Source organism: Vibrio sp. V30_P3S12P165, from assembly GCF_009904905.1.
GTDB lineage: Bacteria > Pseudomonadota > Gammaproteobacteria > Enterobacterales > Vibrionaceae > Vibrio > Vibrio fujianensis.
Map to the genome: position 1 here is coordinate 21,549 of NZ_WXWH01000005.1, position 25,689 is coordinate 47,237.

24 protein-coding genes are annotated in these 25,689 nt (G+C 44.0%); 13 read left to right on the top strand and 11 right to left on the bottom strand.

Annotated features, from left to right (window positions below; translation table 11 throughout):
* Positions 1-326: 326 nt before the first annotated feature.
* A complete protein-coding gene (gene pykF, locus CAG57_RS00855; RefSeq protein WP_099611746.1) occupies positions 327-1,739 on the top strand; it encodes a pyruvate kinase PykF in 1,413 nt (470 codons plus the stop codon).
* Between the two features lie 193 nt (positions 1,740-1,932).
* On the opposite strand, the gene CAG57_RS00860 is transcribed toward pykF, so the two are convergent.
* From CAG57_RS00860 to CAG57_RS00895, 8 genes are all read right to left on the bottom strand, one after another.
* A complete protein-coding gene (locus CAG57_RS00860; RefSeq protein WP_202597843.1) occupies positions 1,933-3,780 on the bottom strand; it encodes a sensor domain-containing diguanylate cyclase in 1,848 nt (615 codons plus the stop codon).
* A 283-nt stretch (positions 3,781-4,063) separates the two neighbouring features.
* On the bottom strand, positions 4,064-4,762 hold the full coding sequence (locus CAG57_RS00865; RefSeq protein ID WP_161427441.1) for an oxidative stress defense protein: 699 nt from the start codon (positions 4,760-4,762) through the stop codon (positions 4,064-4,066).
* A 44-nt stretch (positions 4,763-4,806) separates the two neighbouring features.
* The gene (locus CAG57_RS00870) at positions 4,807-5,070 is read right to left on the bottom strand and encodes a hypothetical protein (RefSeq protein WP_161427440.1); all 264 of its coding nucleotides are present in this window, start codon (positions 5,068-5,070) and stop codon (positions 4,807-4,809) included.
* Positions 5,071-5,081: 11 nt separating this feature from the next.
* The gene (gene mscS, locus CAG57_RS00875; RefSeq protein ID WP_161439470.1) at positions 5,082-5,945 is read right to left on the bottom strand and encodes a small-conductance mechanosensitive channel MscS; all 864 of its coding nucleotides are present in this window, start codon (positions 5,943-5,945) and stop codon (positions 5,082-5,084) included.
* A gap of 338 nt (positions 5,946-6,283) precedes the next feature.
* Complete coding sequence (fbaA, locus tag CAG57_RS00880) at positions 6,284-7,360, bottom strand: class II fructose-bisphosphate aldolase (protein WP_161433845.1); 1,077 nt, start codon at positions 7,358-7,360, stop codon at positions 6,284-6,286.
* Positions 7,361-7,514: 154 nt separating this feature from the next.
* On the bottom strand, positions 7,515-8,678 hold the full coding sequence (locus CAG57_RS00885; RefSeq protein WP_161431087.1) for a phosphoglycerate kinase: 1,164 nt from the start codon (positions 8,676-8,678) through the stop codon (positions 7,515-7,517).
* 152 nt (positions 8,679-8,830) lie between these two features.
* Positions 8,831-9,856 carry an erythrose-4-phosphate dehydrogenase gene (epd, locus tag CAG57_RS00890; RefSeq protein WP_161427175.1) on the bottom strand — a complete coding sequence of 342 codons (1,026 nt, stop codon included), beginning with the start codon at positions 9,854-9,856 and terminating at the stop codon, positions 8,831-8,833.
* A gap of 150 nt (positions 9,857-10,006) precedes the next feature.
* Complete coding sequence (locus CAG57_RS00895) at positions 10,007-11,965, bottom strand: ligand-gated channel protein (RefSeq protein WP_161427174.1); 1,959 nt, start codon at positions 11,963-11,965, stop codon at positions 10,007-10,009.
* 144 nt (positions 11,966-12,109) lie between these two features.
* On the opposite strand from CAG57_RS00895, the gene CAG57_RS00900 reads away from it, so the two are divergent.
* Entirely contained in the window at positions 12,110-13,012 is a 903-nt protein-coding gene (locus CAG57_RS00900; protein WP_099611738.1) for a LysR family transcriptional regulator, read from the top strand.
* Positions 13,013-13,169: 157 nt separating this feature from the next.
* Here the strand turns inward: CAG57_RS00900 and tkt are convergent, their stop codons facing one another.
* Positions 13,170-15,167 (bottom strand): transketolase, encoded by a 1,998-nt coding sequence (gene tkt / locus CAG57_RS00905; RefSeq protein ID WP_161427748.1) that lies wholly within the window; start codon positions 15,165-15,167, stop codon positions 13,170-13,172.
* A 321-nt stretch (positions 15,168-15,488) separates the two neighbouring features.
* Here tkt and metK point away from each other — a divergent pair, with 321 nt between their 5' ends.
* The 7 genes from metK to ruvX all read left to right on the top strand — a co-directional run bounded on the left by metK (position 15,489) and on the right by ruvX (position 21,013).
* The gene (gene metK, locus CAG57_RS00910) at positions 15,489-16,643 is read left to right on the top strand and encodes a methionine adenosyltransferase (protein ID WP_099611736.1); all 1,155 of its coding nucleotides are present in this window, start codon (positions 15,489-15,491) and stop codon (positions 16,641-16,643) included.
* Positions 16,644-16,706: 63 nt separating this feature from the next.
* Entirely contained in the window at positions 16,707-17,210 is a 504-nt protein-coding gene (locus CAG57_RS00915; RefSeq protein WP_161427749.1) for a SprT family zinc-dependent metalloprotease, read from the top strand.
* An 80-nt stretch (positions 17,211-17,290) separates the two neighbouring features.
* Positions 17,291-18,001 (top strand): endonuclease, encoded by a 711-nt coding sequence (locus CAG57_RS00920; RefSeq protein ID WP_161427750.1) that lies wholly within the window; start codon positions 17,291-17,293, stop codon positions 17,999-18,001.
* A 229-nt stretch (positions 18,002-18,230) separates the two neighbouring features.
* A complete protein-coding gene (gene rsmE, locus CAG57_RS00925; protein WP_161427751.1) occupies positions 18,231-18,962 on the top strand; it encodes a 16S rRNA (uracil(1498)-N(3))-methyltransferase in 732 nt (243 codons plus the stop codon).
* Between the two features lie 11 nt (positions 18,963-18,973).
* Entirely contained in the window at positions 18,974-19,930 is a 957-nt protein-coding gene (gshB, locus tag CAG57_RS00930) for a glutathione synthase (protein WP_161427752.1), read from the top strand.
* Between the two features lie 39 nt (positions 19,931-19,969).
* Positions 19,970-20,533, top strand: coding sequence for a YqgE/AlgH family protein (locus tag CAG57_RS00935; protein WP_099611731.1), 564 nt, complete (start codon positions 19,970-19,972; stop codon positions 20,531-20,533).
* Between the two features lie 54 nt (positions 20,534-20,587).
* Positions 20,588-21,013, top strand: coding sequence for a Holliday junction resolvase RuvX (ruvX, locus tag CAG57_RS00940; RefSeq protein WP_099611730.1), 426 nt, complete (start codon positions 20,588-20,590; stop codon positions 21,011-21,013).
* A 42-nt stretch (positions 21,014-21,055) separates the two neighbouring features.
* Here ruvX and CAG57_RS00945 read toward each other — a convergent pair whose 3' ends face one another.
* On the bottom strand, positions 21,056-22,162 hold the full coding sequence (locus CAG57_RS00945; protein ID WP_099612019.1) for a PilT/PilU family type 4a pilus ATPase: 1,107 nt from the start codon (positions 22,160-22,162) through the stop codon (positions 21,056-21,058).
* Positions 22,163-22,174: 12 nt separating this feature from the next.
* Positions 22,175-23,212 carry a type IV pilus twitching motility protein PilT gene (locus CAG57_RS00950; protein ID WP_099611729.1) on the bottom strand — a complete coding sequence of 346 codons (1,038 nt, stop codon included), beginning with the start codon at positions 23,210-23,212 and terminating at the stop codon, positions 22,175-22,177.
* Between the two features lie 26 nt (positions 23,213-23,238).
* Here CAG57_RS00950 and CAG57_RS00955 point away from each other — a divergent pair, with 26 nt between their 5' ends.
* From CAG57_RS00955 to yggU, 4 genes are read left to right on the top strand one after another with little or no spacing between them, the layout of a single operon-like run.
* The gene (locus tag CAG57_RS00955; protein WP_099611728.1) at positions 23,239-23,946 is read left to right on the top strand and encodes a YggS family pyridoxal phosphate-dependent enzyme; all 708 of its coding nucleotides are present in this window, start codon (positions 23,239-23,241) and stop codon (positions 23,944-23,946) included.
* Positions 23,947-23,968: 22 nt separating this feature from the next.
* Positions 23,969-24,787 (top strand): pyrroline-5-carboxylate reductase, encoded by an 819-nt coding sequence (gene proC / locus CAG57_RS00960; RefSeq protein WP_161427753.1) that lies wholly within the window; start codon positions 23,969-23,971, stop codon positions 24,785-24,787.
* Between the two features lie 51 nt (positions 24,788-24,838).
* On the top strand, positions 24,839-25,399 hold the full coding sequence (locus CAG57_RS00965) for a YggT family protein (protein WP_161427754.1): 561 nt from the start codon (positions 24,839-24,841) through the stop codon (positions 25,397-25,399).
* The gene (yggU, locus tag CAG57_RS00970; protein ID WP_099611725.1) at positions 25,399-25,686 is read left to right on the top strand and encodes a DUF167 family protein YggU; all 288 of its coding nucleotides are present in this window, start codon (positions 25,399-25,401) and stop codon (positions 25,684-25,686) included. The genes CAG57_RS00965 and yggU overlap by 1 nt, the downstream gene beginning before the upstream one ends.
* Positions 25,687-25,689: the final 3 nt, after the last annotated feature.

A 25,689-nucleotide genomic window follows, 5' to 3' on the forward strand; every position in this document is an offset into this window, starting at 1 on the left:
GACAAATCTTAAATCGTGATATTCGCTTCATTAGATGATAGAATTCACACCCGAAAAGAAAATAAATTACAGAAATTAGTAAAACATTGTGTCAACAATCGCGACTTTAAGGCGATAAGTTGGCACTTTTTGAAATTTAACATCAGACAAATAGTCATAAAATGACTAAATCTGCTGAAAGACTTTCAGCTTTAAGATGACATATTCGTGAATAAAACTTGGCAATTGAGACGAAAAACTTGCCCTCCGAGATCATTTTAAAGCTCAGCATTACACTAAATTAAACTTTAAATTCATCCTAATTTATTTACCGGAGATACCTTTCCATGAAAAAGACCAAAATCGTTTGTACGATTGGCCCTAAAACTGAATCTGTAGAGAAGTTAACTGAACTGGTTAACGCAGGTATGAACGTTATGCGTTTAAACTTCTCTCATGGCGACTACGTTGAACACGGCACTCGTATCGCAAACTTCCGTAAAGTCATGGAAGCCACCGGTCAGCAACTCGCGATTCTGTTAGATACTAAAGGCCCTGAAATCCGTACCATCAAACTTGAAAATGGTGAAGATGTTGATCTGGTGGCAGGCCAAGAGTTCACTTTTACAACCGACACATCGGTTGTGGGTAACAAAGATATTGTTGCGGTCACTTATCCAGGCTTTGCTCAAGACTTGACAGCCGGTAACACAATTTTAGTGGATGACGGTTTGATTGAAATGGAAGTCATCTCAACCACCGCAACTGAAGTAAAATGTAAAGTACTCAACAACGGTGCATTAGGTGAAAATAAAGGTGTCAACCTACCAGGAGTATCCGTTAACCTTCCAGCACTGTCAGAAAAAGACAAAAATGATCTGAAATTTGGTTGTGAACAAGGTGTTGATTTCGTTGCTGCATCTTTCATTCGTAAAGCGTCTGATGTGAAAGAAATCCGTGAAGTACTCACAGCTAACGGTGGCGAAAACATCCAAATCATCTCTAAAATCGAAAACCAAGAAGGTGTCGATAACTTTGATGAAATTCTTGAGCTGTCTGACGGCATCATGGTTGCTCGTGGTGATCTAGGTGTTGAGATCCCAGCAGAAGAAGTTATTTTTGCTCAGAAAATGATGATCGAAAAATGTAACCGCGCACGTAAAGTGGTGATTACAGCCACTCAAATGCTAGATTCAATGATCAAAAATCCTCGTCCAACTCGTGCAGAAGCGGGTGACGTTGCGAATGCGATCATGGATGGTACTGATGCTGTTATGCTATCGGGTGAAACAGCTAAAGGTAAATACCCCGTTGAAGCGGTGACGATTATGGCACAGATCGCTGCTCGTACCGATGCCGCTCTTAAGGCTGAACTCGGTTCACGCTTAGACAGCCCTCGCCTACGTATTACTGAAGCCGTTTGTAAAGGCGCGGTAGATACGGCTGAAAAACTAGCAGCACCATTAATTGTCGTTGCAACAGAAGCGGGTAAATCAGCTCGTTCAGTACGTAAGTACTTCCCAACGGCAAACATCATTGCGGTAACAACCAACAAAAAAACGGCTGCTCAGCTCGTGCTTAGCAAAGGTATCGTTCCTGTTGTAGTTGATTCGATTGAAAGTACTGATGATTTCTACCACTTAGGTAAAGAAATTGCGTTAACATCAGGCTTAGGTAAGAAAGGTGACATCGCTGTCATGGTTTCTGGTGCATTGGTTGCTTCAGGTACCACAAATACCGCTTCGGTACATGTGCTGTAATTTGTAATTTATTGAGTGTCAAAAGTGATCAAATCGGGGCTAACGCCCCGATTTTTTTATTATTTAACTTTGATCACCAGCCAACAAACGCTTGATACAACTTCCTTGCGACTCGAAGCGGCCACTCGCCCGCTGTTGGCCACTAACTATTCAGCAGTAATACCGCATTTTATCCTAATCAGCAAAATACAAACTAAGCAATATCGTCGTTGCTACGACAAATCGCAACTTGATTACGTCCCGATGTTTTTGCTTCATACAGCGCAATATCAGCACATTTATACGAACGGGTAATATCCTTGCTCAAGTCAGTGACTCCGGCACTGATCGAAACAGAAAGACTCTCTTGCGATGCGATTGATTTTCTCAACTCTTCAATGATTAAATAACCATCTTCGAGCTGAGTATGGGGCATGATTACGGCAAATTCTTCTCCGCCGATTCGAGCAATAAAATCGCTAGTTCTTAATTGGATCAGCATTTGATGCGCAATCCCCTTAATTACTCGATCGCCTTGATCATGACCTTGCTCGTCATTAATGCGTTTAAAAAAATCAATATCAAGTAGAGCTAAGCAGGTATGATGTCCATCATCACGTCCAATCAACTGGCTTTGAATACGTAACTCTTGTTCAAATTTACGACGGTTCCATATATGCGTTAAACCATCTTTCTCACTCAGTTCCCGTAGTTTGTTCTCTAAAGCTTTTCGCTCACTGATATCAATAATAGAAGTAATGTAGTAGCTGACTTTTCCGCCCTCTAAAATGGCCTGAATGCGGATAATCGTTGTCAACATCTGCCCTTGGGGAGACGTGAATTCAACTTCTCCTTCCCATAAATAGTCGCTAGTAACCGCCTCCAACACTTCCATCACAAACTGAAGGCCATGATGAGACAGAAGAACCTTAAGTGCATTACGCCCTAAAGCCCAACTTCTTGATAGACCTGTAATTTTTTCAAATTCATCATTCACCGCCATAACTTGATGTGATCGATCAGAAATCATCACCGCAGATGTACCACTGAGCGCGGCTCTCGCTAACTTACTTTCCATATTTCTTCGATGGTAATGTAACAACATCGAAATAGTCGGTAAAACAAAGATAAGCACCAGTAAAAAAACAAAGATGCCTTCTTTAACTAAATCATTCAAATCGCGGGCAGCGCGTTGAGATAGCTGATTGGGCGTTAAATCGATCACTAAATAAAATTTACGCTGATCTGAAAGAGCAACTTGATGAAACACAATAAGATGTCCATTCTCTACTCGATAACCGCTGTTTTCTGTGCGCATAGCGTGCCAAGTGTCAGGAAACTGACTGACCAATTGGTCAAAAATAACGCCCGGTTTCATTAAACTATGATGCGCTAACTTTTGAGTAAGATAGAGCCCTTGCTCGGTAACTATTTGAGGGTGTAAATCTTCTTCAAGTGAATAATTGAGCCGATAAGATAATCGCCAAAGATCAACATCAACAACGACGTAACCATAACGCTGGTTCTGTATAATGATCGGTGTAATTAGTTGTAATGAAGGAATATTACTGTTATCGCCACTGACTACCCAAATACCGACTTGCTCTTTACTTAATTGATTTGCGTAGAGCAGTAGATCCGGTTGTGGATAAATAAATGGTTCAGCTACTGGCGTGGCTCGTTGAGTCACCGATGAATAATCGACTTTTAAACTCACGCCCCCACTGTTATTAAGAAAAAAAATCGAGTTATACCATTTTTGGTTTTCAGCCACTGAGATAAAAATGGCTTCCAGACTCGACTGATTCAATTTACTTTCAGAAAGGGCATAGTGATGAGTTGCTTGTCCGTGACTCAATAAATTTATAACAGAGAAAAGCTGATCTTCAATATTGTTATATTCACGTACATTATAATTTAACTGAATGAGCGCTTGCTGAGCAGTATTCAACAAGCTTTTTTCGGTAACCAGCTGATAACGCTGCGAATAGTAGGCAATAATAGAAGAGGTAATGAGAATCGTGGTAATGAGAAGAAAAATAACAATTCTAGAAAGTCTCATAACCCTATTCAAACATGATGAATTCAATCAAGTTGGTTATTATAGCAGCATTTATTGACCATTGAATATAAAACTACCAGCCTGAATAGACGAAATGAAGTTACAAATACCCAAACAGCTTGAAATTGCAGGTCATCAGCAAGTAAATAAACCCGATACCGCTGGATAAACCTTGTGCTTAGGCTGCCCCATCAAAACGAGCAGCACTGCAATTTCAAATGGGAAGGAGGTAACGGCTATTGCTGCCAAGACCGAATGGATTAAAACCAGATAATGACCAAGGTTACGGTATTAATTTATAGATCACATCCACTCGATCTCGTATTACCAACGTAGAATCTTGATACGTATCATTCACTAATGCTTGCTCACTCATATTTGCGCTACGCATTAACACGGGTTGTGCCGAGATTGCATGGTATTCAATCCGCCATACACTACCAAGCTTAGCGTTAAACCCCGAGGCTAAAGATTGCGCTTTTATTTTTGCGTCCGTGATGGCGGCCATTCTTGCTTGTGCTTGGTATTTTTCTTGTTCACTGACTTTCAACTGCACGTTATCAATTTGATTAATACCTTGCGCCAAGGCTAAATCTAAATATTGATTAAGCTGGCTCACCTTGGTCACTTCTACCGTAATACTACGTTGAGCGCGGTAGCCAAGTAGCTCAGGCTGACCCGATTTAGGGTAATGGTATTGCGGTGTTAAATAGAGGTTAGAGCTAGAAATAGCTTCGGCCTCAACTCCTGATTGCTTCAATTGTGAAGTAAATTCAGCCACAACGTTATCAACTCTCACTTTGGCTTGTTCAGCATTCATATTCGTTTCAACGACTTTGACGGAGAATTGAGCACGATCGGGAACAGCTGTCACCTCCCCATAGCCAGTAGTTACAATGTGGGGAAAACTAAACTGTTGAGCCTGAGCACTTACAGCAATCAAGCTACACAAAGCAATCACAAACTGAGGAAACCATTTCATATAACTCACCTTATCTGGATAAATAATGTTCTTCTCGCCGAGTCTTACTCTCTGTCACTCTGGCTAGGCAGAGTGTCATCTTGCCTGATCATAACGAACTGGATGTGAATTTTCTGTGAGTTATTGGTAAGTTGCCCTAACTCGATTTTCACTTTCCCGACGCTTAATCCTTGCTCTTGGAACAGCAGTGCTCCCTGTTCTAGTTCTAGTTCTAGTTCTAGCTCCAACGTCACACAAGACATTGATGTATGCGGGGTATATAAACCTAAAAAATAACGAAGGCTAGCCTTCGTTATTTTTTCTGTCATGCTGACTAAGATCAGTTCAATTTGTTTAAATGTACATCCATTTGTGGGAATGGAATGTCGATACCATTTTCGTCTAAAGCTTCTTTGATTTTATGCAATAGCTCCCAATAAACTGGCCAATAATCGGTACTTTTTACCCAGGGACGAACAATAAAATTAATTGAAGAGTCGGCGAGTTGATGTACTTCAACCGTTACTTTTGGCTCTTTTAAAACACGGGGATCTCGCTCAACGACTTCACGCAATACTTGTTTCGTTTTATTTAAATCAGATGAATAAGACACGCCAATCAGTAAATCGACACGACGGGTATCATGACGAGAGTAGTTTACAATAGCACCGCCAATCACCGCTGAATTCGGCAAGACGATCATTTTGTTATCCGGTGTTTTTAAGATGGTTTGAAAAATCTGGATAGAATCCACAGAACCAGCGGTTCCCGCCATCTCGACATAATCACCCGATTTAAATGGGCGGAAAGCCACAATTAAAACACCAGCGGCAAAATTAGATAACGATCCTTGTAGAGCTAAGCCAACCGCTAAACCTGCCGCACCAATAATCGCAACCACAGAAGCTGTTTGTACCCCAAGACGACCCAGTGCGGCGATCAGCACCACAATAAATAAGGTGTAACGGACTAAAGCATGAATAAAGTCGACCACGGCTTTATCCATCTGTTTACTTTTCAGTACCTTACTAACACTTCCGGCAATCATTTTAACGACAATATTACCAATAAATAAAATAAGAATCGCTGAAATGATATTGACGCCATACTGAATCAATAGATCAGAATGACTTTGCAACCAAGTATTCACCTGATTAAAACTTTCAACGACTGGTACGTCTATACTTAGAGATTCACTAGCCATATTAAACTTCCCTTCTCATCATTAAAATATTCATATGATTAAGACATTAGCACGGTTAACGATACAATAAACTAAATACTCGCCTCGATCATGCTGATCTTACCAAAATGATTCTTTGAAAAAACGGCTCAACTTCTTAGCGTATGTAATCATTGATATGCTCTTCCTACTTGAAGCTGCAAGTGTTGGCTACGTTCGTTCATCCCAATCACATCGTTTGGGTATAAATCCACCAAATAATACGTAATTTTTTAAGCAAAAAGCGATGCTTTCTCCACCCCTCATAAAAAAAGCCCGCTCAATGCTGAGCGGGCTTAATCAATAAATAACGACGTTAATTATAATACGTCGATTGCATTAAGATCTGCGAATGCTTTTGCTAAACGTGCCACCATTGATGCTTGACCTGCACGTAGCCATACGCGTGGATCATAGTATTTTTTGTTTGGTGCCGCTTCGCCAGTTGGGTTACCAATTTGGCCTTGTAGATAATCATGATTTTCAGCTTCGTATTTACGAACGCCATCCCATGTTGCCCATTGAGTATCAGTATCAATGTTCATTTTGATAACACCGTAGCTGATTGACTCTTTGATTTCTGCTTCAGAAGAACCTGAACCACCGTGGAATACGAAGTTTAGAGAATTCGCTGGAAGCCCAAATTTCTCAGAAACATACGCTTGTGAATCACGTAGAATTGTTGGAGTTAGTACCACGTTACCTGCTTGGTAAACACCGTGTACGTTACCGAACGATGCAGCGATAGTGAAACGATGGCTAATTGAGATAAGTTTCTCATAAGCATAAGCAACGTCTTCTGGAGAAGTGTATAGCTCAGAAGAATCCATATCTGAATTATCAACACCATCTTCTTCGCCACCGGTACAACCGAGTTCAAATTCTAGAGTCATACCCATTTTTGCCATACGTTCTAGGTATTTCGCACAAATTTCGATATTTTCTTCTAGTGACTCTTCAGAAAGGTCGATCATATGAGAAGAGAAAAGAGGCTTACCTGTTTCAGCGAAGTATTTTTCGCCAGCGTCAAGCAATCCATCGATCCAAGGAAGTAATTTCTTCGCTGCGTGGTCAGTATGCAGAATAACTGGCACGCCGTAAGTTTCAGCAACCGCGTGTACGTATTTTGCACCGGCAACCGCACCAAGAATTTGTGCACCTTGGCCTTCAAGTTTAATGCCTTTACCTGCAAAGAAAGCTGCGCCACCGTTCGAGAACTGAACAACAACTGGCGATTTTACTTTCGCTGCCGCTTCAAGAACCGCGTTGATAGAGTCAGTGTTTACTACGTTAACTGCTGGAAGAGCAAAATTATTTTCTTTTGCTACAGCAAATACTTTCTGAACGTCGTCGCCAGAAATTACACCAGGTTTTACGAAATCGAAGATCTTAGACATGGATTTGATCCTATTTTCTGTCGTTTTAAAAATAAAAACGGTAAGTTTAAATTCTTGCAAACGTTTGCTCACAACTGGAGGTATTCTAACAGATAAAAACCGGCAGTGCAGCAAACAACAAAGCGGGAGATGGCTCCCGCTTATTATTCGATGATTATGCTTTAGCGCGTGTTTCAAGCATTTCTACGGCTGGTAATACTTTACCTTCTACAAACTCAAGGAATGCACCACCACCAGTCGAGATGTACGATACATCCGCTTTAATACCGAACTTATCGATGGCCGCCAACGTATCACCACCACCTGCAACCGAGAAGCCTTCAGAAGCTGCAATCGCTTCAGAAATACCGCGAGTACCAGCTTCGAAGTTTTTGAATTCAAATACCCCAACAGGGCCATTCCATAAAATGGTTTTTGCGCCTTTTAGAATTTCAGCAAGAGCAGCGGTTGATTCAGGGCCAAGGTCGAAGATCATGTCGTCGTCTTGAACTTCAGAAACGTGTTTAATTTCTGCTTCTGCATTTTCATCAAATGCTTTGGCGCAAGCCACGTCAGTAGCGACAGGAATCGCACACTCTTCCATCAGTTTCTTCGCTGTATCAACAAGATCAGCTTCGTACAGAGACTTACCGACATTATGGCCTGCAGCGGCAATAAAGGTATTGGCGATACCACCACCAACAACCAATTGGTCAGCAATTTTCGACAATGATTCAAGCACGGTAAGCTTCGTTGAAACTTTAGAACCACCAACGATAGCAACCATTGGGCGAGCTGGTTTGTCCATCGCTTTGCCTAATGCTTCAAGTTCGTTAGCCAATAGAGGGCCAGCACAAGCGATTGGAGCAAACATACCAACGCCGTGAGTTGAAGCTTGTGCACGGTGAGCAGTACCAAATGCATCCATGACAAATACGTCACACAATGCAGCGTATTTTTTAGATAATTCTTCTTCGTTTTTCTTCTCGCCTTTGTTGAAGCGAACGTTTTCTAGTACAACCAATTCGCCAGCATTTAGCTCGATACCATCAAGGTAATCTTTCGCTAATTTGACTTCGCAATCAAGAGCATCATTTAGGTAATTCACAACAGGTTGTAGCGAGAACTCTTCTGCGTATTCACCTTCTGTAGGGCGGCCAAGGTGAGAGGTCACCATTACTTTTGCACCCGCGGCTAAACAGTGTTTGATGGTTGGTAGTGATGCTAGGATACGAGCATCAGAAGTTACTTTACCCTCTTTTACTGGCACGTTTAGATCAGCACGGATAAAGACACGTTTACCTGCTAAGTCCAGGTCAGTCATCTTGATTACAGACATGGTTTGTCCTCTCAAATATTTAAAGAAATTGAAGTTTTTCATCAACTCGGCGATCCTGCCGAGCCTGTAAATTCTCAAGCTACTTACTGATATGGGGAAGAGATCTATTTATTTCAATGCAAAAAATAAAAATATCCCTAAGCATTTAAGCCTTATTGTGCGGCCTCCATTGCCAGTGCCGTATCCAACATACGGTTAGCAAACCCCCATTCGTTATCGCACCAGACAAGCATTTTTACTAGTTGCCCATTGCTTACTCGCGTTTGGCTCCCATCCACAATCGCACTGTGAGGATCGTGGTTGAAATCGATGGAAACTAACGGTGCTTCAGTATAGTCAACAATGCCGTCTAATGTACACCGAGATGCGTGAATAATGGTTTGATTTACGTCATTAACTTTCACATTTGTATTCAATGTGACACTTAAATCCATTGCAGTCACATTGACTGTGGGTACCCTGACCGAAATCGCCTCAAATTTGTTAGAAAATTTCGGAAATATTCTTTCAATCCCTTTATGCAACTTGGTATCCACAGGAATAATGGACTGGCTAGCCGCCCGAGTGCGGCGGAGATCGCCATGATAAGCATCAATGACTTGTTGATCGTTCATTGAAGAGTGAATGGTCGTTATCGTTCCTGAATCAATCCCAAAGGCATCATCCAGCACTTTAATAATCGGTACAATGCAGTTCGTGGTACAAGACCCATTCGATACAATGCGATGTCCTGCAGTCAGGGTTTCGTGATTGACACCATAAATGATGGTATTGTCTAAATCAGCGGCTCCGGGATGAGAAAAAAGGACTTTTTTTGCTCCGGCCTCAATATGTAGTAAACCGTCAGCTTGCGAACCAAACATACCGGTACAATCAAGTACAATATCCACATTAAGATCTCGCCAAGGCAGTAGTGGAATGTCTTGTAGGTGCAAAATTCGAATTCGATCCACTTCACTATGTTCATGGTGGATATAGATATGTTCTTGATCGTGAGAAACTTTTTTAGCAAAACGGCCATGGGTACTATCATATTGCAGTAGATGAGCCATCGCTTCGGGTTTTGCCAACTCATTAACGGCCACAACCCTGATCTGTTGATATTTACCACTTTCATAGATTGCCCGTAAAACATTTCGGCCAATCCGCCCAAACCCGTTAATGGCTACTTTTAACATGAGAGAAGATCCTAACTATTCGTCATCCCGATGTTAACGATTAATACCGGAGGATTCATCTTCTATTTTCAGCTTTCTTTCTAGCTATGATTCACTCGATAAAAGCAAGCCCCCTTGCAAGGAGGCTTGTCAATATTTAGATTTAGAGGTTTAAAATGCCACATCCAGCCCTAGCCAATAGCGGCGACCATCTTCCACATAGCCATACTCGTCATAGCCGACATCTTTATCAAACAGATTATACACAGCCGCTTTCACGGTCGCTGTTGGGGTAAGTGAATAACTAACGCCCATGTCGACAAAGGTATAATCAGGGGCAATCAAATCATCATTTGAAGCGCCACCTTCCGGTTTCATCTCTTTACCACGATAGGTAACTTTAGCCCAACTATTGAGTAACTCGGTAGCTTGCCAGGAGAGATCGGCACTAGCTAAATGTTTTGGCAACTGTAACAGGGGGTTACCTTTAAATGCGCCAGATTTTTGCTCTGAATGGGTATAAGTATAACTCACCTTAAAGTCGATATTTTGTGTGACTGGTAACTCGAGTGTCGCCTCGGAGCCGTAAGTTTCCGCTTTATCCACATTCACTCGGTAAGTAGGCACATTTCCCCACTGGTTTGGACCATCGGTACAAATGTCTGCTGGGCAGGCAACACGAGTAATTTTATCTTTAAAATCATTATGGAATACGGTTAACGAAGTATTTAAGCCCGACGGAGCAAAATACAGCAAGCTCAGCTCTTTATTAACTGATTTCTCTGGTTCTAGATCTGGGTTACCGTAGATATTACCGCCACGACTCACCTGCCCCCAGTTTGCGGTAATTTCTCGTAACTGTGGTGCTCTAAAGCCTGTCGAAACCCCACCTTTAATGGTCCAATTCGGATCAAGGTTCCATACCCCATAAGCTCGAGGACTAAAGTGCGAGCCATATTGTTGGTCATAGTCAAATCGACCACCAAACGTTAAAGAGAGATTGTCTAGTAACGCCCATTCATCTTCGACAAATGCGGCCCATTGAGAGTTAGAAATACTTGTCCGATCAGATATCGTATTCGAAGTGAAGTCTTCCAATTTTCCATGGCTGCCTTCAAAACCCAACGTTGTCGTGTGGTTCTCCATCGGCATGACTAAACTGGTTTTAAATACCGTATTTTCAATCGTCATTTTACGGCTATTATTTTTATTTTCCTCATACTGAAGATAACTATCTGACTGGCCAAGGTTGCTCCAATCAGCTTGGTGACCTAATGCAAAGTGAGTACGACGATATTCATTTTCATTATCACTACAGACGCCTCGACATCCAGTTGCCTGAGCCGATTTACCCACATGGTTCGTCCGATCTTGAGCGGAAACGCCCGCCTCAAATTGAAGGCGGTGACGTTCATTCCATTGATAGGTTAATTTTGAGGTCAAATTACGTAGCGACTTATCACCATAACCGTACTCAATGTCATCTTCATCACGCTGAGTGGTTTGGCCGTAGAGCTGCAATGACAGCGCATCACTTAAAGGGCCCGTTACAAAAAAATTGGCACTCTGCTCGTCTCCGGATTGACGATTTTCTTGAATGACACTGCTAAGCTGGACATTACCTGACCAGTTTTTCTGATCTTTTCGAGTAATGATGTTGATAACGCCACCGATAGCATCTGATCCATATAAGGTAGACATCGGGCCACGAATGACTTCGATACGCTCTATCGATTGCAACGGTGGCAACCACCCTTGCTCAATTCCTGGGCCATCACTATTTGGCCGAGTTTGGCGCGAAGACTGACGACGACCATCAACAAGGATTAATGTATAGCTAGAGCCCATACCACGAATACTGATGTCGGTTTTATCTCCACCTTCTGTAACTACGACACCGGGGACACTACGTAACGCATCGGTCACATCACGATAATAACGAGACTCCAGTTCATCACGGGAGATCACACTAATACTTGCGGGGGCGTTTTGGACACTCTGTTCAAATCCTGCGGCTGTCACGACAAGAGTTTCATCCGCTTGAACAACCGGTTGAGCATTGACATGAGCACAGGCCAATATCCCTAGAGAAACGGCAATAGAAACTTGAGTCAGGTTAGGTCTAGACATTTACCACTCCATAAATGATAATTATTATTAATTAGAAAAAGGAATTATTCACATTTTCGCTTAATATAAAAGAGGCAGATATGGAATAGTTCAGACCACTTTTGGAACAACCAGTGAGTTTTCACTAACAAAGGTATCCCCATCATGCAGGATCTCAGTGCAATACGCGCGTTTTATGCACTCTGTCAATACAAAAGCCTTACCGCTGCAGCCAAAGCGTTATCCCAACCGAAGTCCACCCTAAGTCGACGCATTACCCAATTGGAAACCGATTTAGCACAAACTTTAGTGACTCGGCAGGGAAATAAACTATCACTCACTAAGGCGGGTGAGATTTTTTCAGTTTACGCTGAACAATTGCTCGATCTGGCGGTAAAAGGTCAAGAAGCCATTCACGAACTGAATAACCAAGTGAGTGGCGAGCTGACCTTGGTTATTCATCCCAGCTTAATCAGAGGATGGATGAGTAAAATTTTAGATGCATTCATGCAAGAACATCAGCATATCAAGATCAAGCTGCATAGCCAATTTCAGTTGGCCGAGCATCTATTAGACCCAGATTTAATAATATGGGTTGGGCCTATCTCTCCGACAGGTTACCACCGTGAGCCATTAGGACAATGGCACCATACGGTGTATGCTTCTCCTGATTACCTTGCTACCCATGCGCCGTTACAGCACCCACAAGAATTGCTTCATCATCCATGGATTGACTTTATCACTGTTGATCATAAGGCATTGGAATTACACCATAATACGTTAGGTCACTACACCTTACCGGTTATGGAAAGTCGCCTACAAAGCGATAATCTAGCCATGCAAGCTGATGCGATTGCAAAAGGACGGGGCGTCGGGCTACTTCCGACCTGGATCGCTAATGGCTTTGAACGAGCGCATCCAAACAGCTTATCTGCCTGCCTTAAGGGTTGGAAGTCATCTCCGATTGACGTACACGCCTTTTACCCGATTGGTCGACATCCATTACGATTAAGATTACTAATTGAAGCCGTACGTCAAGCGATACCAGTAGAATGGCAACAAGATTAAACATCATATACCCAAACAACTTGGAGGCGATGTGATTCGGTCAACGAACGTAGCCAACACCCCAGCAACTTCAAGTAAGAAGGGGATAAGCGGTAAAAAAGAAAAAGCCTTAGTTTCAATACTAAGGCTTCGTTTATCTGCTGCGTTTAGCGGTTGATTATGCCAGTAATTCGTTGGCTGTTTTCACGACATTTTCTGTCGTAAAACCAAACATTTTGAACAACTGATCCGCGGGCGCTGATTCACCAAAAGTCGTCATGCCGATGATCTTGCCGCCAAAACCAACGTACTTATACCAGAAATCAGCAATGCCTGCTTCAATCGCGATACGTTTGGTCACGTCTGCGGGTAATACCGCTTCACGATACGCGGCATCTTGCTTATCAAAGGTATCGGTAGAAGGCATTGAGACCACACGCACCTGTTTACCTTGCGCAGTCAGCTCTGCCGCTGCATTAATCGCTAGCTCAACTTCAGAGCCGGTCGCAATCAAAATAAGCTCTGGTTTGCCAGCGCAATCGTTAAGGATGTAACCCCCTTTGGTAATATCAGCCACTTGCGCTTCAGTGCGAGGTTGCTGAGCGAGATTTTGACGCGAGAAGATCAACGCGGAAGGCGCATCTTTACGCTCAATCGCCAGTTTCCAAGCAACGGCTGATTCCACTTGGTCACAAGGACGCCATGTGCTCATGTTTGGTGTTAAACGCAGGGAAGCCATTTGCTCCACCGGTTGGTGAGTTGGGCCATCTTCACCGAGACCAATCGAGTCATGGGTATACACTTGGATGTTTTGTACTTTCATCAACGCAGCCATACGCATCGCGTTACGGGCGTATTCCATAAACATCAGGAAGGTCGCACCGTAAGGAACGAAGCCGCCATGCAGAGCGATACCATTGATGATCGCCGTCATGCCAAATTCACGCACGCCATAATGGATATAATTACCGGAAAAATCTTCTGCCGTCAGAGATTGAGATCCTGACCACATAGTGAGGTTTGATGGCGCTAAGTCCGCCGAGCCGCCCATAAATTCTGGCAATAACTTACCAAACGCTTCGAGCGCGTTTTGAGACGCTTTACGTGAAGCAATATTGGCAGGGTTGGCTTGCAGGTTAGCGATAATCTCGCTGGTGGCAGCTTCCCAATTAGCTGGCAATTCACCCGCTACGCGGCGTTTGTATTCTGCGGCTTCTGCTGGGTAAGCTTTCGCGTAAGCAGCAAATTTCTCATTCCAAGCCGCTTCTTTGCTTGCACCGACTTGTTTAGCATCCCACTGTGCATAAATATCCGCAGGAATTTCAAATGGTGCGTGTTCCCAACCTAAGAATTCACGAGCCGCTTTGATTTCATCGTTGCCTAGTGGCGCACCATGGCAATCGTGTGAGCCGGCTTTATTAGGAGAGCCAAACCCGATAATGGTTTTGGTACAAATGAGGGTTGGGCGAGACGTTTCCGCTTTTGCCGCTTCGATCGCGGCATGAATCGCATCCGCATCATGGCCGTCAACCGCTGGGATCACATGCCAACCGTAAGCTTCAAAGCGTTTTGGTGTATCGTCAGAGAACCATCCTTCTACATGACCATCAATAGAGATGCCGTTGTCATCCCAAAAAGCAATCAGTTTGCCAAGGCCAAGCGTACCAGCAAGTGAACACGCTTCATGAGAAATGCCTTCCATTAAGCAGCCATCACCCATAAACACATAAGTAAAGTGATCGACAATATCGTGGCCTGGTTTATTAAATTGAGCGGCTAATGCTTTTTCTGCAATCGCCATCCCCACGGCATTAGTAATGCCTTGCCCGAGTGGGCCAGTTGTTGTTTCAATACCTGGCGCATAACCATATTCTGGGTGGCCTGGCGTTTTCGAGTGTAACTGACGGAAATTTTTTAGATCGTCAATCGAAAGCTCGTATCCTGTTAGGTGTAACAGTGAGTAAATTAGCATAGAACCGTGACCATTAGACAAGACAAAACGGTCGCGATCAGCCCAGTGTGGGTTTTGTGGATTGTGGTTTAAATGTGAACGCCACAGCACTTCAGCGATATCCGCCATCCCCATCGGGGCACCCGGGTGGCCAGAATTAGCTTTTTGAACGCCGTCCATGCTCAGAGCACGGATCGCATTGGCAAGTTGTTTGCGAGAAGACATGTCAACTCCTAAATGGGAAGTAAGCGAGATGAGTAAAAATCGAGGTCAGTATTGTCGCAAAGCCCCTCGGGCTCTGCAAACCTTTTGCTGGTGATTTATTCTATTTTTGCAAGGTGTTACCACATATTTCGGTATAACGATAAAAATCTTATAATTTTGAGCAAACGTTTGGCTATAAGATAAACTAAAAAAGAGCTTGTAATTTAAGCGCTGAAAACTAGAATAGACGTCTAGATGTAGAAACGCCTACATATTGAACAATTTCATCGTTCAGTCATTCTCGTTGACTGCTCGTTACTGATATAACTTTTTGGAGCTATCATGGCTAAACACTTGTTTACTTCTGAATCCGTATCAGAAGGTCATCCAGATAAAATTGCCGACCAAATCTCTGACGCGGTACTTGATGCCATTTTAGAACAAGATCCGAAAGCACGCGTCGCCTGTGAGACTTATGTCAAAACTGGCATGGTGATGGTTGGCGGCGAAATCACCACTTCAGCTTGGGTCGACATTGAAGAACTCACTCGTCACACTGTACGTGAGATTGGTTACACTCACTCGGATATGGGATTTGATGCCAATTCATGTGCAGTACTCAATACGATTGGCAAACAATCTCCAGATATAAATCAAGGGGTTGACAAAGCTGATCCGAAAGAACAAGGCGCGGGCGACCAGGGCATCATGTTTGGTTATGCGTGTAATGAAACTGACGTACTCATGCCGGCCCCCATTACTTATGCTCATCGCTTAATGCAACGCCAAGCTGAAGTTCGTAAAAACGGTACGCTTGAATGGCTACGCCCTGATGCGAAATCGCAAGTTACCTTCCAATATGATCAAGGAAACATCGTCGGCATCGACGCTGTCGTTCTGTCAACGCAACACAGTGATTCGGTTTCCACCGCCGATCTACGTGAAGGCGTCATGGAGGAAATCATCAAACCCGTTTTACCAGCCGAATGGTTAAGCAAAGAGACCAAATTCTTTATCAACCCAACGGGTCGTTTCGTGATTGGTGGCCCAATGGGCGACTGTGGCTTAACCGGACGTAAAATTATCGTTGATACCTATGGCGGCGCAGCTCGCCACGGTGGTGGAGCATTCTCAGGTAAAGATCCATCCAAAGTTGACCGTAGCGCTGCTTATGCTGCTCGTTATGTGGCGAAAAACATTGTGGCCGCGGGTATGGCTGATCGTTGTGAAATTCAGCTTTCCTACGCGATTGGCGTAGCTGATCCAACGTCTATTATGGTGGAGACTTTTGGCACAGAAAAAGTCTCACATGATATTATCATTGAGGCGGTACGCCAATTATTTGATCTCCGCCCTTATGGGTTACAAGAGATGCTGAACTTACTGCAACCAATTTATAAGAAAACCGCAGCCTATGGCCACTTTGGTCGAGAGGAATTCCCATGGGAAGCAACCGATAAAGCGGCCCAATTGCGTGATTTTGCTGGTATTAAGTAAATCAATACTTATTGATATAATAGAACCTCAGCCTCGGCTGGGGTTTTTTATTGGGAGTTCCCCTTGCTTGACTTTGAATTACACTATCGCGCTCACCGGCAAATAGAACACTGCATCAAACTGGCTAGTGACTATTTTGCTTATCCATTCCCTCTGCCGAGTCTCAACTTTAAACTGCGAGGCAAAACGGCAGGAAAAGCCTATCTTCAGCTATGGGAAATTCGTTTAAATCCTATTTTATTTATAGAAAACACACATGCGTTTCTCTCCGAAGTCATCCCCCATGAAATTGCCCACCTCATCACTTATCATCAATATGGTCGAGTTCGTCCTCATGGTGCAGAATGGCAACAGATAATGTCACAGGTGTTTCAGTGTGTTCCGCGCACCACTCACTCGTTTAATGTCCATTCTGTCCAAGGTAAAACATTCGAATATCGGTGTTCATGCCAAAGCTATCCGCTGTCGATACGCCGCCATAATAAAGTATTACGTCAACAAGCCACTTATCGCTGCCGACGCTGTCAACAGCCACTACATTTTACCGGCCAACAGCTAACTCGTTAATCGTTCGCTTCCCTAATGGATAGGCAGGCCATTTTTTGAGTGTTAGACTGAGAAAAATCATACTAAAACCAGTCTAAATTATGTTTCATTTTCGTTTGCTATCCACTATATGCCTACTGCTCTTTAGTCGTGGGCTATTTGCTTCTGCACCCACCTCTTTTTCTCAAGCCAAAAAAGCGGCAATCACGATTTATCAACAGCATCCGATCAGTTTTTACTGCGGATGTAACATTACTTGGAAAGGAAAAAAAGGGCTTCCTGAGCTTGAGTCTTGTGGCTACCAAATACGTAAACAAGCCGTACGAGCCAATCGTATAGAGTGGGAACATGTGGTCCCCGCTTGGCAATTTGGCCATCAATTGCAATGCTGGCAAGAAGGCGGTCGAAAAAATTGCACGCACCATGACCAACATTTTCGCCAAATGGAAGCCGATTTACACAACCTGACTCCGGCAATTGGTGAGGTTAACGGTGATCGCTCTAACTTTAATTTTAGTCAATGGAATGGTATTGATGGCGTCACTTATGGGCAGTGTGAAATGCAAGTCAATTTTGCTCAACGAAAGGCCATGCCACCGGCACGCGCACGCGGAGCCATTGCCCGAACTTATTGGTATATGAGCCAGCAATACGGTTTTCGTTTATCGAAACAGCAAGCCCAATTGATGCAGGTATGGGATAGCCAATATCCAGTTGACGAATGGGAATGTGAACGTGATCGACGAATTGCTAAAATTCAAGGCAACCATAACCCCTTTGTCTACAATCAGTGCCCTATCAATCACCCTTAACGACCAATGAGACAGCAGAGCGTATCACCGCTCTGCTTCTTGACGTTTAGCAAAATCGTTGCAGTTATCGCTAGGTGAGCTATGATCCCTTGCGAGGGTATCTTGAACTTTACCCCTTGTTTTTTATCGTATCAGCATCCATGTTATACACCCGAACAGCGAATCACAGCCCCCCCCAATCGCGAGTTAAACACCGCTTGGGTATATCATCAATCACTAGGAACTCGGCATGCGTATTCCACGAATCTATCATCCTTCTCCGATCACTCAATTAGGCTCCCTTGCACTAAGTGATGATGCCGCCAACCACATTGGTCGTGTGTTGCGTATGCAGCCCGGTCAAGCGGTCTGTTTGTTTGATGGCTCTGATGCTGAATTCCCAGCGGTTATCCAAGAGGTAGGCAAAAAGCAACTGCTAGTGGACGTCATTGAGCGCTTTGAAAACAGCATGGAATCCCCGCTTAACTTACACTTAGGGCAAGTTGTGTCTCGTGGGGATAAAATGGAATTTACCATTCAAAAATCTGTTGAGCTGGGAGTCAATACCATTACGCCGCTGTTATCTGAACGCTGTGGCGTCAAACTTGACGAAAAACGTTTCGAGAAAAAACTGCAACAGTGGCAAAAAATCGCCATTGCTGCCTGTGAGCAGTGCGGCCGAAATCGTGTTCCGGTGATTCGTCCCATTATGGCATTGGAAGCATGGTGCGCAGAACCAAGCGATGCCCTCAAACTCAATTTACATCCAAGAGCGCAATATTCAATTAACACCCTGCCAGCACCCGTCAATAAAGTGCGTTTGTTGATTGGCCCAGAAGGTGGTTTATCGGCCCAAGAAATAACCATGACCGAACAATATCACTTTTCAGAAACGCTGCTTGGACCTCGAGTGCTCAGAACAGAAACCGCAGCACTCACCGCTATTACCGCCCTACAAGTTCGCTTCGGCGATCTTGGCTAAAGGAGTTCCCAATGATTAAACTCGGTATCGTCATGGACCCGATTTCGTCCATCAATATCAAAAAAGATTCCAGCTTTGCCATGCTGTTAGAAGCCCAGCGCCGTGGTTATCAAATCCACTACATGGAAATGGCTGATTTACACTTAGATCAAGGTGTCGCTATGGCCGATACCAAAATTGTTGAAGTCAAACAAGATCCTAATGGTTGGTATGAGTTTAAATCTCAACAACCCCTAGCCTTGGCTGAACTTGATGTGATTTTAATGCGTAAAGATCCCCCTTTTGATACAGAATATATTTATGCGACCTATATTCTTGAACGCGCAGAAGATGAAGGCACCTTGATTGTCAATAAGCCGCAAAGCCTGCGCGACTGTAATGAAAAACTCTTTACCGCTTGGTTCCCAGAATTAACACCAACCACAATAGTGACCCGTAAAGCAGAAAAGATTAAAGCCTTTCGCCAGCAACATGGCGATGTGATATTAAAACCATTAGATGGTATGGGCGGTTCGTCTATCTTTCGAGTAAAAGAAGGCGATCCAAACGTCTCAGTAATCATTGAAACGCTGACCAATCACGGGCAAAACTATTGTATGGCACAGACCTTCGTCCCCGATATTAGCAATGGCGATAAGCGAATCTTAGTTGTGGATGGTGAACCAATGCCTTACTGCTTAGCACGCATTCCCGCAAAAGGTGAAACTCGCGGTAACTTAGCCGCTGGAGGAACAGGTCAAGCTCGCCCATTAAGTGAAACCGATAAAGCCATCGCTTTAGCGGTCGCTCCCATCTTGAAAGAAAAAGGGCTGATCTTTGTCGGTCTGGATGTCATTGGTGATAAACTGACTGAAATAAACGTCACCAGTCCAACTTGTATCCGTGAAATTGAAACCGCATTTGACATTTCAATTACCGGAAAACTAATGGATGCCATCGAACGTCGTATTAAAGCTTTATCCATGTAGGAGCCCATGGCTCCTGAACGCTAAAGGATTGAAGATTAGATGAACCTAACTAATCATTTTCTCGTTGCTATGCCAAACATGCAGGATCCTTACTTCAAACGCAGTGTCATTTATCTCTGCGAACATAATGAAGAGGGCGCGATGGGGCTCATGATCAACGCACCTATCGATATTACCGTCAGCGGTATGTTAAAGCAGGTGGAAATTGAACCTGCTTACCCCCAGTCTCGGGATCAAAGTCTCAACAAACCGGTATTTAACGGTGGGCCTATCTCAGAAGATCGCGGTTTTGTGTTACATAAACCCAAAGATCATTATGAATCGACCATTCAAATGACCGATGATATCTCGGTAACAACCTCAAAAGATATCCTCAGCGTGTTAGGTACTGATGCTGAACCAAATGGTTATATCGTTGCGCTTGGTTATGCCGGTTGGTCTCCCGGCCAATTGGAGAAGGAGTTGACCGAAAATTCATGGCTGACCATAGAAGCCGATGCCGACTTGATTTTTGATACGCCTGTGCATGAAAAATGGCATAAGGCGATAAAAAAACTGGGGATCGACCCTATTCAATTGTCTCCTCAATCTGGACATGCCTAACCTTGTATCGCCTTTAATGACAATTAAAGGCGATATTGTTATGAGAATTTAATTATGTCACGCACCATCATGGCCTTTGACTATGGAACCCAAAGTATTGGCAGCGCTATTGGTCAAGAAATTACTGGAACCGCTTCGCCACTCAAAGCGTTTAAAGCCACCGACGGCATTCCGAATTGGGATGAAATAGCCAAACAAATCAAAGAGTGGCAGCCCAATTTATTAGTGGTTGGGCTCCCCACCGACTTACAAGGAAATGCACTAGAAACGATTACCCCACGTGCAAAAAAATTTGCCAATCGCCTACATGGGCGCTTTGGTTTGCCGGTAGAACTGCATGATGAACGCTTATCGACCAAAGAAGCTCGTTCTGAACTCTTTTCTAGGGGCGGCTACAAAGCATTAAGTAAAGGCAATATCGACTGCCAATCCGCTGTGGTTATTCTGGAAAGTTGGTTTGAGAGGCAGTGGTCAGCGTAGAAAAGCGCCATCCCCAATATTGGTTGGGGACGGCAAACAAACTTAATCCATATCGATTTTAATATCATCCAGTGCTCCAGAGGCATAACTCTCCCCTCGCTGGGTTTTGAGCATCAATCTTAAATCATTACCTGAGTCGGCACTATGTAGCGCATCTTGTTCGCTGATTTGCTCATCCATCACCAAACGATAAAGCGCTTGGTCAAAGGTTTGCATTCCTATTTCTGTTGATTTTGCCATGGTAGGTTTCAGTTCATGCAACTCACCACGGCGAATGATGTCGGCCACCCTCGGGCTATTGAGCAGCACTTCAAATACCCCGTGTCGCCCTTGCCCTTGTTTATCTCGAATCAGTTGCTGACCAATCACCCCTTTTAGATTCATCGATAAATCGAATAAAAACTGCTCTTTTTGCTCTTTTGGCACCAGATGTAAAATTCGCTCTAACGCTTGGTTCGCATTATTCGCATGTAAAGTTGCCATGCATAAATGCCCTGTTTCGGCGAATGTCATCGCGTATTCCATTGTTTCACGAGTGCGTATTTCACCAATCAAAATCATATCTGGAGCTTGACGAAGTGAATTCTTCAGTGCCACTTCATAGCTTTGGGTATCAAGGCCCACTTCTCGTTGGGTAACAATACAACCTTGATGGGGATGGACAAATTCAATCGGATCTTCCACGGTCAAAATATGCCCACTACTTTGTGCATTACGATACCCTGTCATTGCAGCCATCGTTGTCGATTTACCCGACCCCGTAGCCCCAACAACTAAGACAAGCCCCCGTTTCGCCAGCGCAAGATCTTTTAATACCTCTGGCAATTTAAGTTCATCAAACGTCGGGATATGGGTTTCAATACGTCGAATCACCGCACCCGGTAATTCTCGTTGATAAAAAGCACTCACGCGAAAGCGTCCATCGTCGCGTACAATGGCAAAATTAGCTTCACGCGTTTCACTCAATTCATTTTGTTTATCCAGATCCATCATCCGAGCCAGCAGAGCTTTCACTTGTGACTCGGTTAATGGTTCTCCCTCAGCTTGCAGTTGACCATTCACTCGGTAGATGATGGGTGCGGCCACCGTGATGTATAAATCGGACGCCTTATGCGTCAACATGCCTTGTAATATCGTATCCAGTTGCATCATTCGCCTCTCTTAAAAAGTCGATATTTCTAATTCGATCTTTTTTTGTACTTCTTGAGGCTCAACCACGCCCTGAGCCATTAATTGCTTCGCATGTTGCTCCATCGTTTGCATCCCATGTGCTGCGCCAGTTTGAATAATGGAGTACATCTGTGCCACTTTATCTTCACGGATCAAGTTGCGGATAGCCGGCGTCGCTAACATAATTTCATGACAAGCGACACGTCCACCACCAAATCGCTTTAATAATTTCTGAGCAATCACCGCTCGCATCGATTCTGATAGCATGGAGCGCACCATATCTTTATCACTACCGGGGAACACATCGATGATTCGATCAATGGTTTTTGCCGCTGAGCTGGTGTGTAGCGTGCCAAAAACTAAATGGCCAGTTTCTGCGGCGGTTAAGGCTAAGCTAATGGTCTCTTGATCACGTAACTCACCGACCAAAATCACATCAGGATCTTCACGTAACGCACTGCGCAGCGCATTTTTAAAACTGTGCGTATCCCGATGCACTTCACGCTGGTTCACCAAACATTTGTGGTTACTGTGGACAAATTCAATCGGATCTTCAATTGTTAAAATATGCTTATTGTGATGAGTATTGATATAATCAACCATAGCCGCTAGCGTGGTTGATTTACCTGACCCGGTTGGCCCGGTGACGAGGACCAGCCCTTTTTCATAATTGGCAATTTTTTTGAAGATTTCAGGAGCATCGAGCTGATCCAGGGTTGGAATCGCCGTCGGAATGGTTCGAAAAACAGCAGAGCAGCCACGAGCTTGATGAAAAGCATTGACACGAAAACGACCAACATTAGGAAGTTCAAAAGAAAAATCCACTTCCAATCGTTCTTCGTATTCACTACGCTGAGCATCGTTCATGATTTCAAAAATTAATCGATGCACATCAGAGTGGTTCAAAGCAGGCACACCGAGCTTTCTTACTTCCCCATCAATGCGAACCATCGGTGGAACGCCTGCAGAAAGGTGTAGATCCGAAGCATTATGCTTTACACTAAAATCCAGTAACTCTGAAATATCCATTTATTTTCCTTAAGTTAAGTCGAGCTATGAGTAGTATTCAACAAAATCTTCAACTGATCACCTCACAGATTAACAGCGCACAACAAAAGTGTGGACGCTCTCCAAGCTCTGTGCAACTTTTAGCGGTCAGTAAAACAAAACCAGTCGAGGCAATTCTCGAAGCGGCTCAAGCCGGGCAAATCGCATTTGGTGAAAACTATGTGCAAGAAGGAGTTAATAAGATCCAGTATTTTGCCGAACATCACCCTGAACTCAAATTGGAGTGGCACTTTATTGGCCCACTACAGTCAAATAAAACACGGCTCATTGCTGAGCATTTCGATTGGATGCACACCATCGATCGGGCCAAAATAGCCCAAAGGTTAAGTGAGCAGCGCCCAGCCAATAAGCCCCCGCTACAAGTGTTAATTCAAGTGAATACCAGCGGTGAAATGTCGAAATCAGGCATTTCTGAAAATGAACTTCTCCCGTTGGCGGAGTTGATTTCTCATCTTCCTAACCTCACGTTAAGAGGGTTGATGTCGATACCGGAGAATGTGGCAGACTATTCCGCTCAACTGGCCGCATTTCAGCGTTTAGCGCAATTAAAAACACAACTGGGCAAAACCTATCCGCATCTTGACACATTATCAATGGGAATGAGCGGCGATATGGATGCCGCTATCGCGGCAGGCAGTACGATTGTTCGTATCGGAACCGCTATTTTTGGCCAACGAGATTACCGCACAGCATAAAACATTAGGGTACAGATTAATCATGGAACAGAGAACCATCGCTTTTATCGGAGCTGGCAATATGGCACACGCGATTATCGCCGGTTTAATCGCCAGCGGCTATAATCCACAGCGCATCATTGCCAGTGCCCCTTCGCAAGAACATTTAACCTCACTGAAAGAAAAATATGCCGTACAGACTACCAGTGATAATCTTGCTGCCGCTAAACAAGCTGATGTTGTGGTATTAGCGGTCAAACCTCAGTTGATGGCAGAAGTGTGTCAACCGCTCCAAGCTATCGACTTTTCAAACAAGTTGGTGATCTCCATTGCTGCTGGGGTATCGGTGGCACGGCTAAATCAACTATTGGCTTGCCAGCCCGCTTTAGTACGAGTGATGCCTAATACGCCTTCTTTGGTTAATCGCGGGATGGCTGGCTTATTTGCCGCGGAAGGCACTCAAGAGCAGGACAAACTATTCACCCGTCAACTGATGTCGGCGGTTGGAAAAACCTGTTGGGTCAAACACGAAGGGGAAATTAATAATGTGATTGCTGCTGCAGGCAGTGCTCCTGCCTACTTTTTCCTCTTTATGGAAGCGATGCAAGCGGAAGCAATCGCACAAGGGTTTGATCAAGAAACGGCTCGTCTGCTCGTGCAACAATCCGCACTCGGGGCAGCGGAAATGGTGCAGGCCAACCCAGAGATTGAGCTTGCCACTTTACGTGAGCAAGTCACCTCAAAAGGTGGCACCACCGCGGAAGCGATCCGCACTTTTAATGAGCATCAATTGTCTGACATTGTGGCTAAAGCGATGCGTGCCGCAGTAACACGAGCACAAGAGATGGAAAAACTATTTTAAATGAATGACGGTTTCAGTACTCTATCGATAAATTTGTAATAAGGGCATCTTATGAATGCAATGAGTTTTTTAGTCTCCACCCTGTTTGATATTTATATCATGGTGGTTATTTTGCGAATTTGGTTACAGGCTGCACGGGCTGATTTCTATAATCCATTTTCACAATTTATTGTGAAAGCGACACAGCCGGTTGTCGGCCCACTACGACGTTTGATTCCTTCTATTGGTAGCGTTGATCTTGCTACTATACTGTTTGCTTATGTGCTATGTGTCGTAAAATTTTTCGCCTTGATTTTTATCGCTTCAAACGGTTCTTCTGCCAGCTTTAATGCCTACTTTTTATTCTTAGGACTGCTTTCGTTAATTAAAGCGGCTGGCGGCTTACTGTTTTGGGTACTATTGATTCGCGCGATCCTCAGTTGGGTCAGCCAAGGCCGCAGCCCTATCGAATATGTTTTCCATCAATTAACCGAACCCATGCTGGCACCGATTCGTCGCATCATTCCGGTGATGGGTGGTTTTGACCTCAGCGTCTTAGTGCTGTTTATTGTATTACAATTTGCTAACTTTTTGATGGGCGATATTATCGGCCCTCTTTGGTATCAACTATAATGAAGGCCGTTTGGTGTGAAGGAGCCGATCTCTGCTTGAAACTCTATATTCAACCAAAAGCAAGCCGAGATGCTCTGGTCGGGTTACATGGCGATGAGTTCAAACTCGCCATCACCGCACCACCGGTCGATGGTAAAGCCAATGCTCATTTAATCAAATATTTAGCCAAACAGTGCAAAGTGGCCAAAGGAGCCATTGAGATAGAAAAAGGAGAATTGGGACGCCATAAACAGGTACGCATCCACTCTCCTTGTATCATTCCAGTCGAGATCCAAGCGTTACTCTGACCC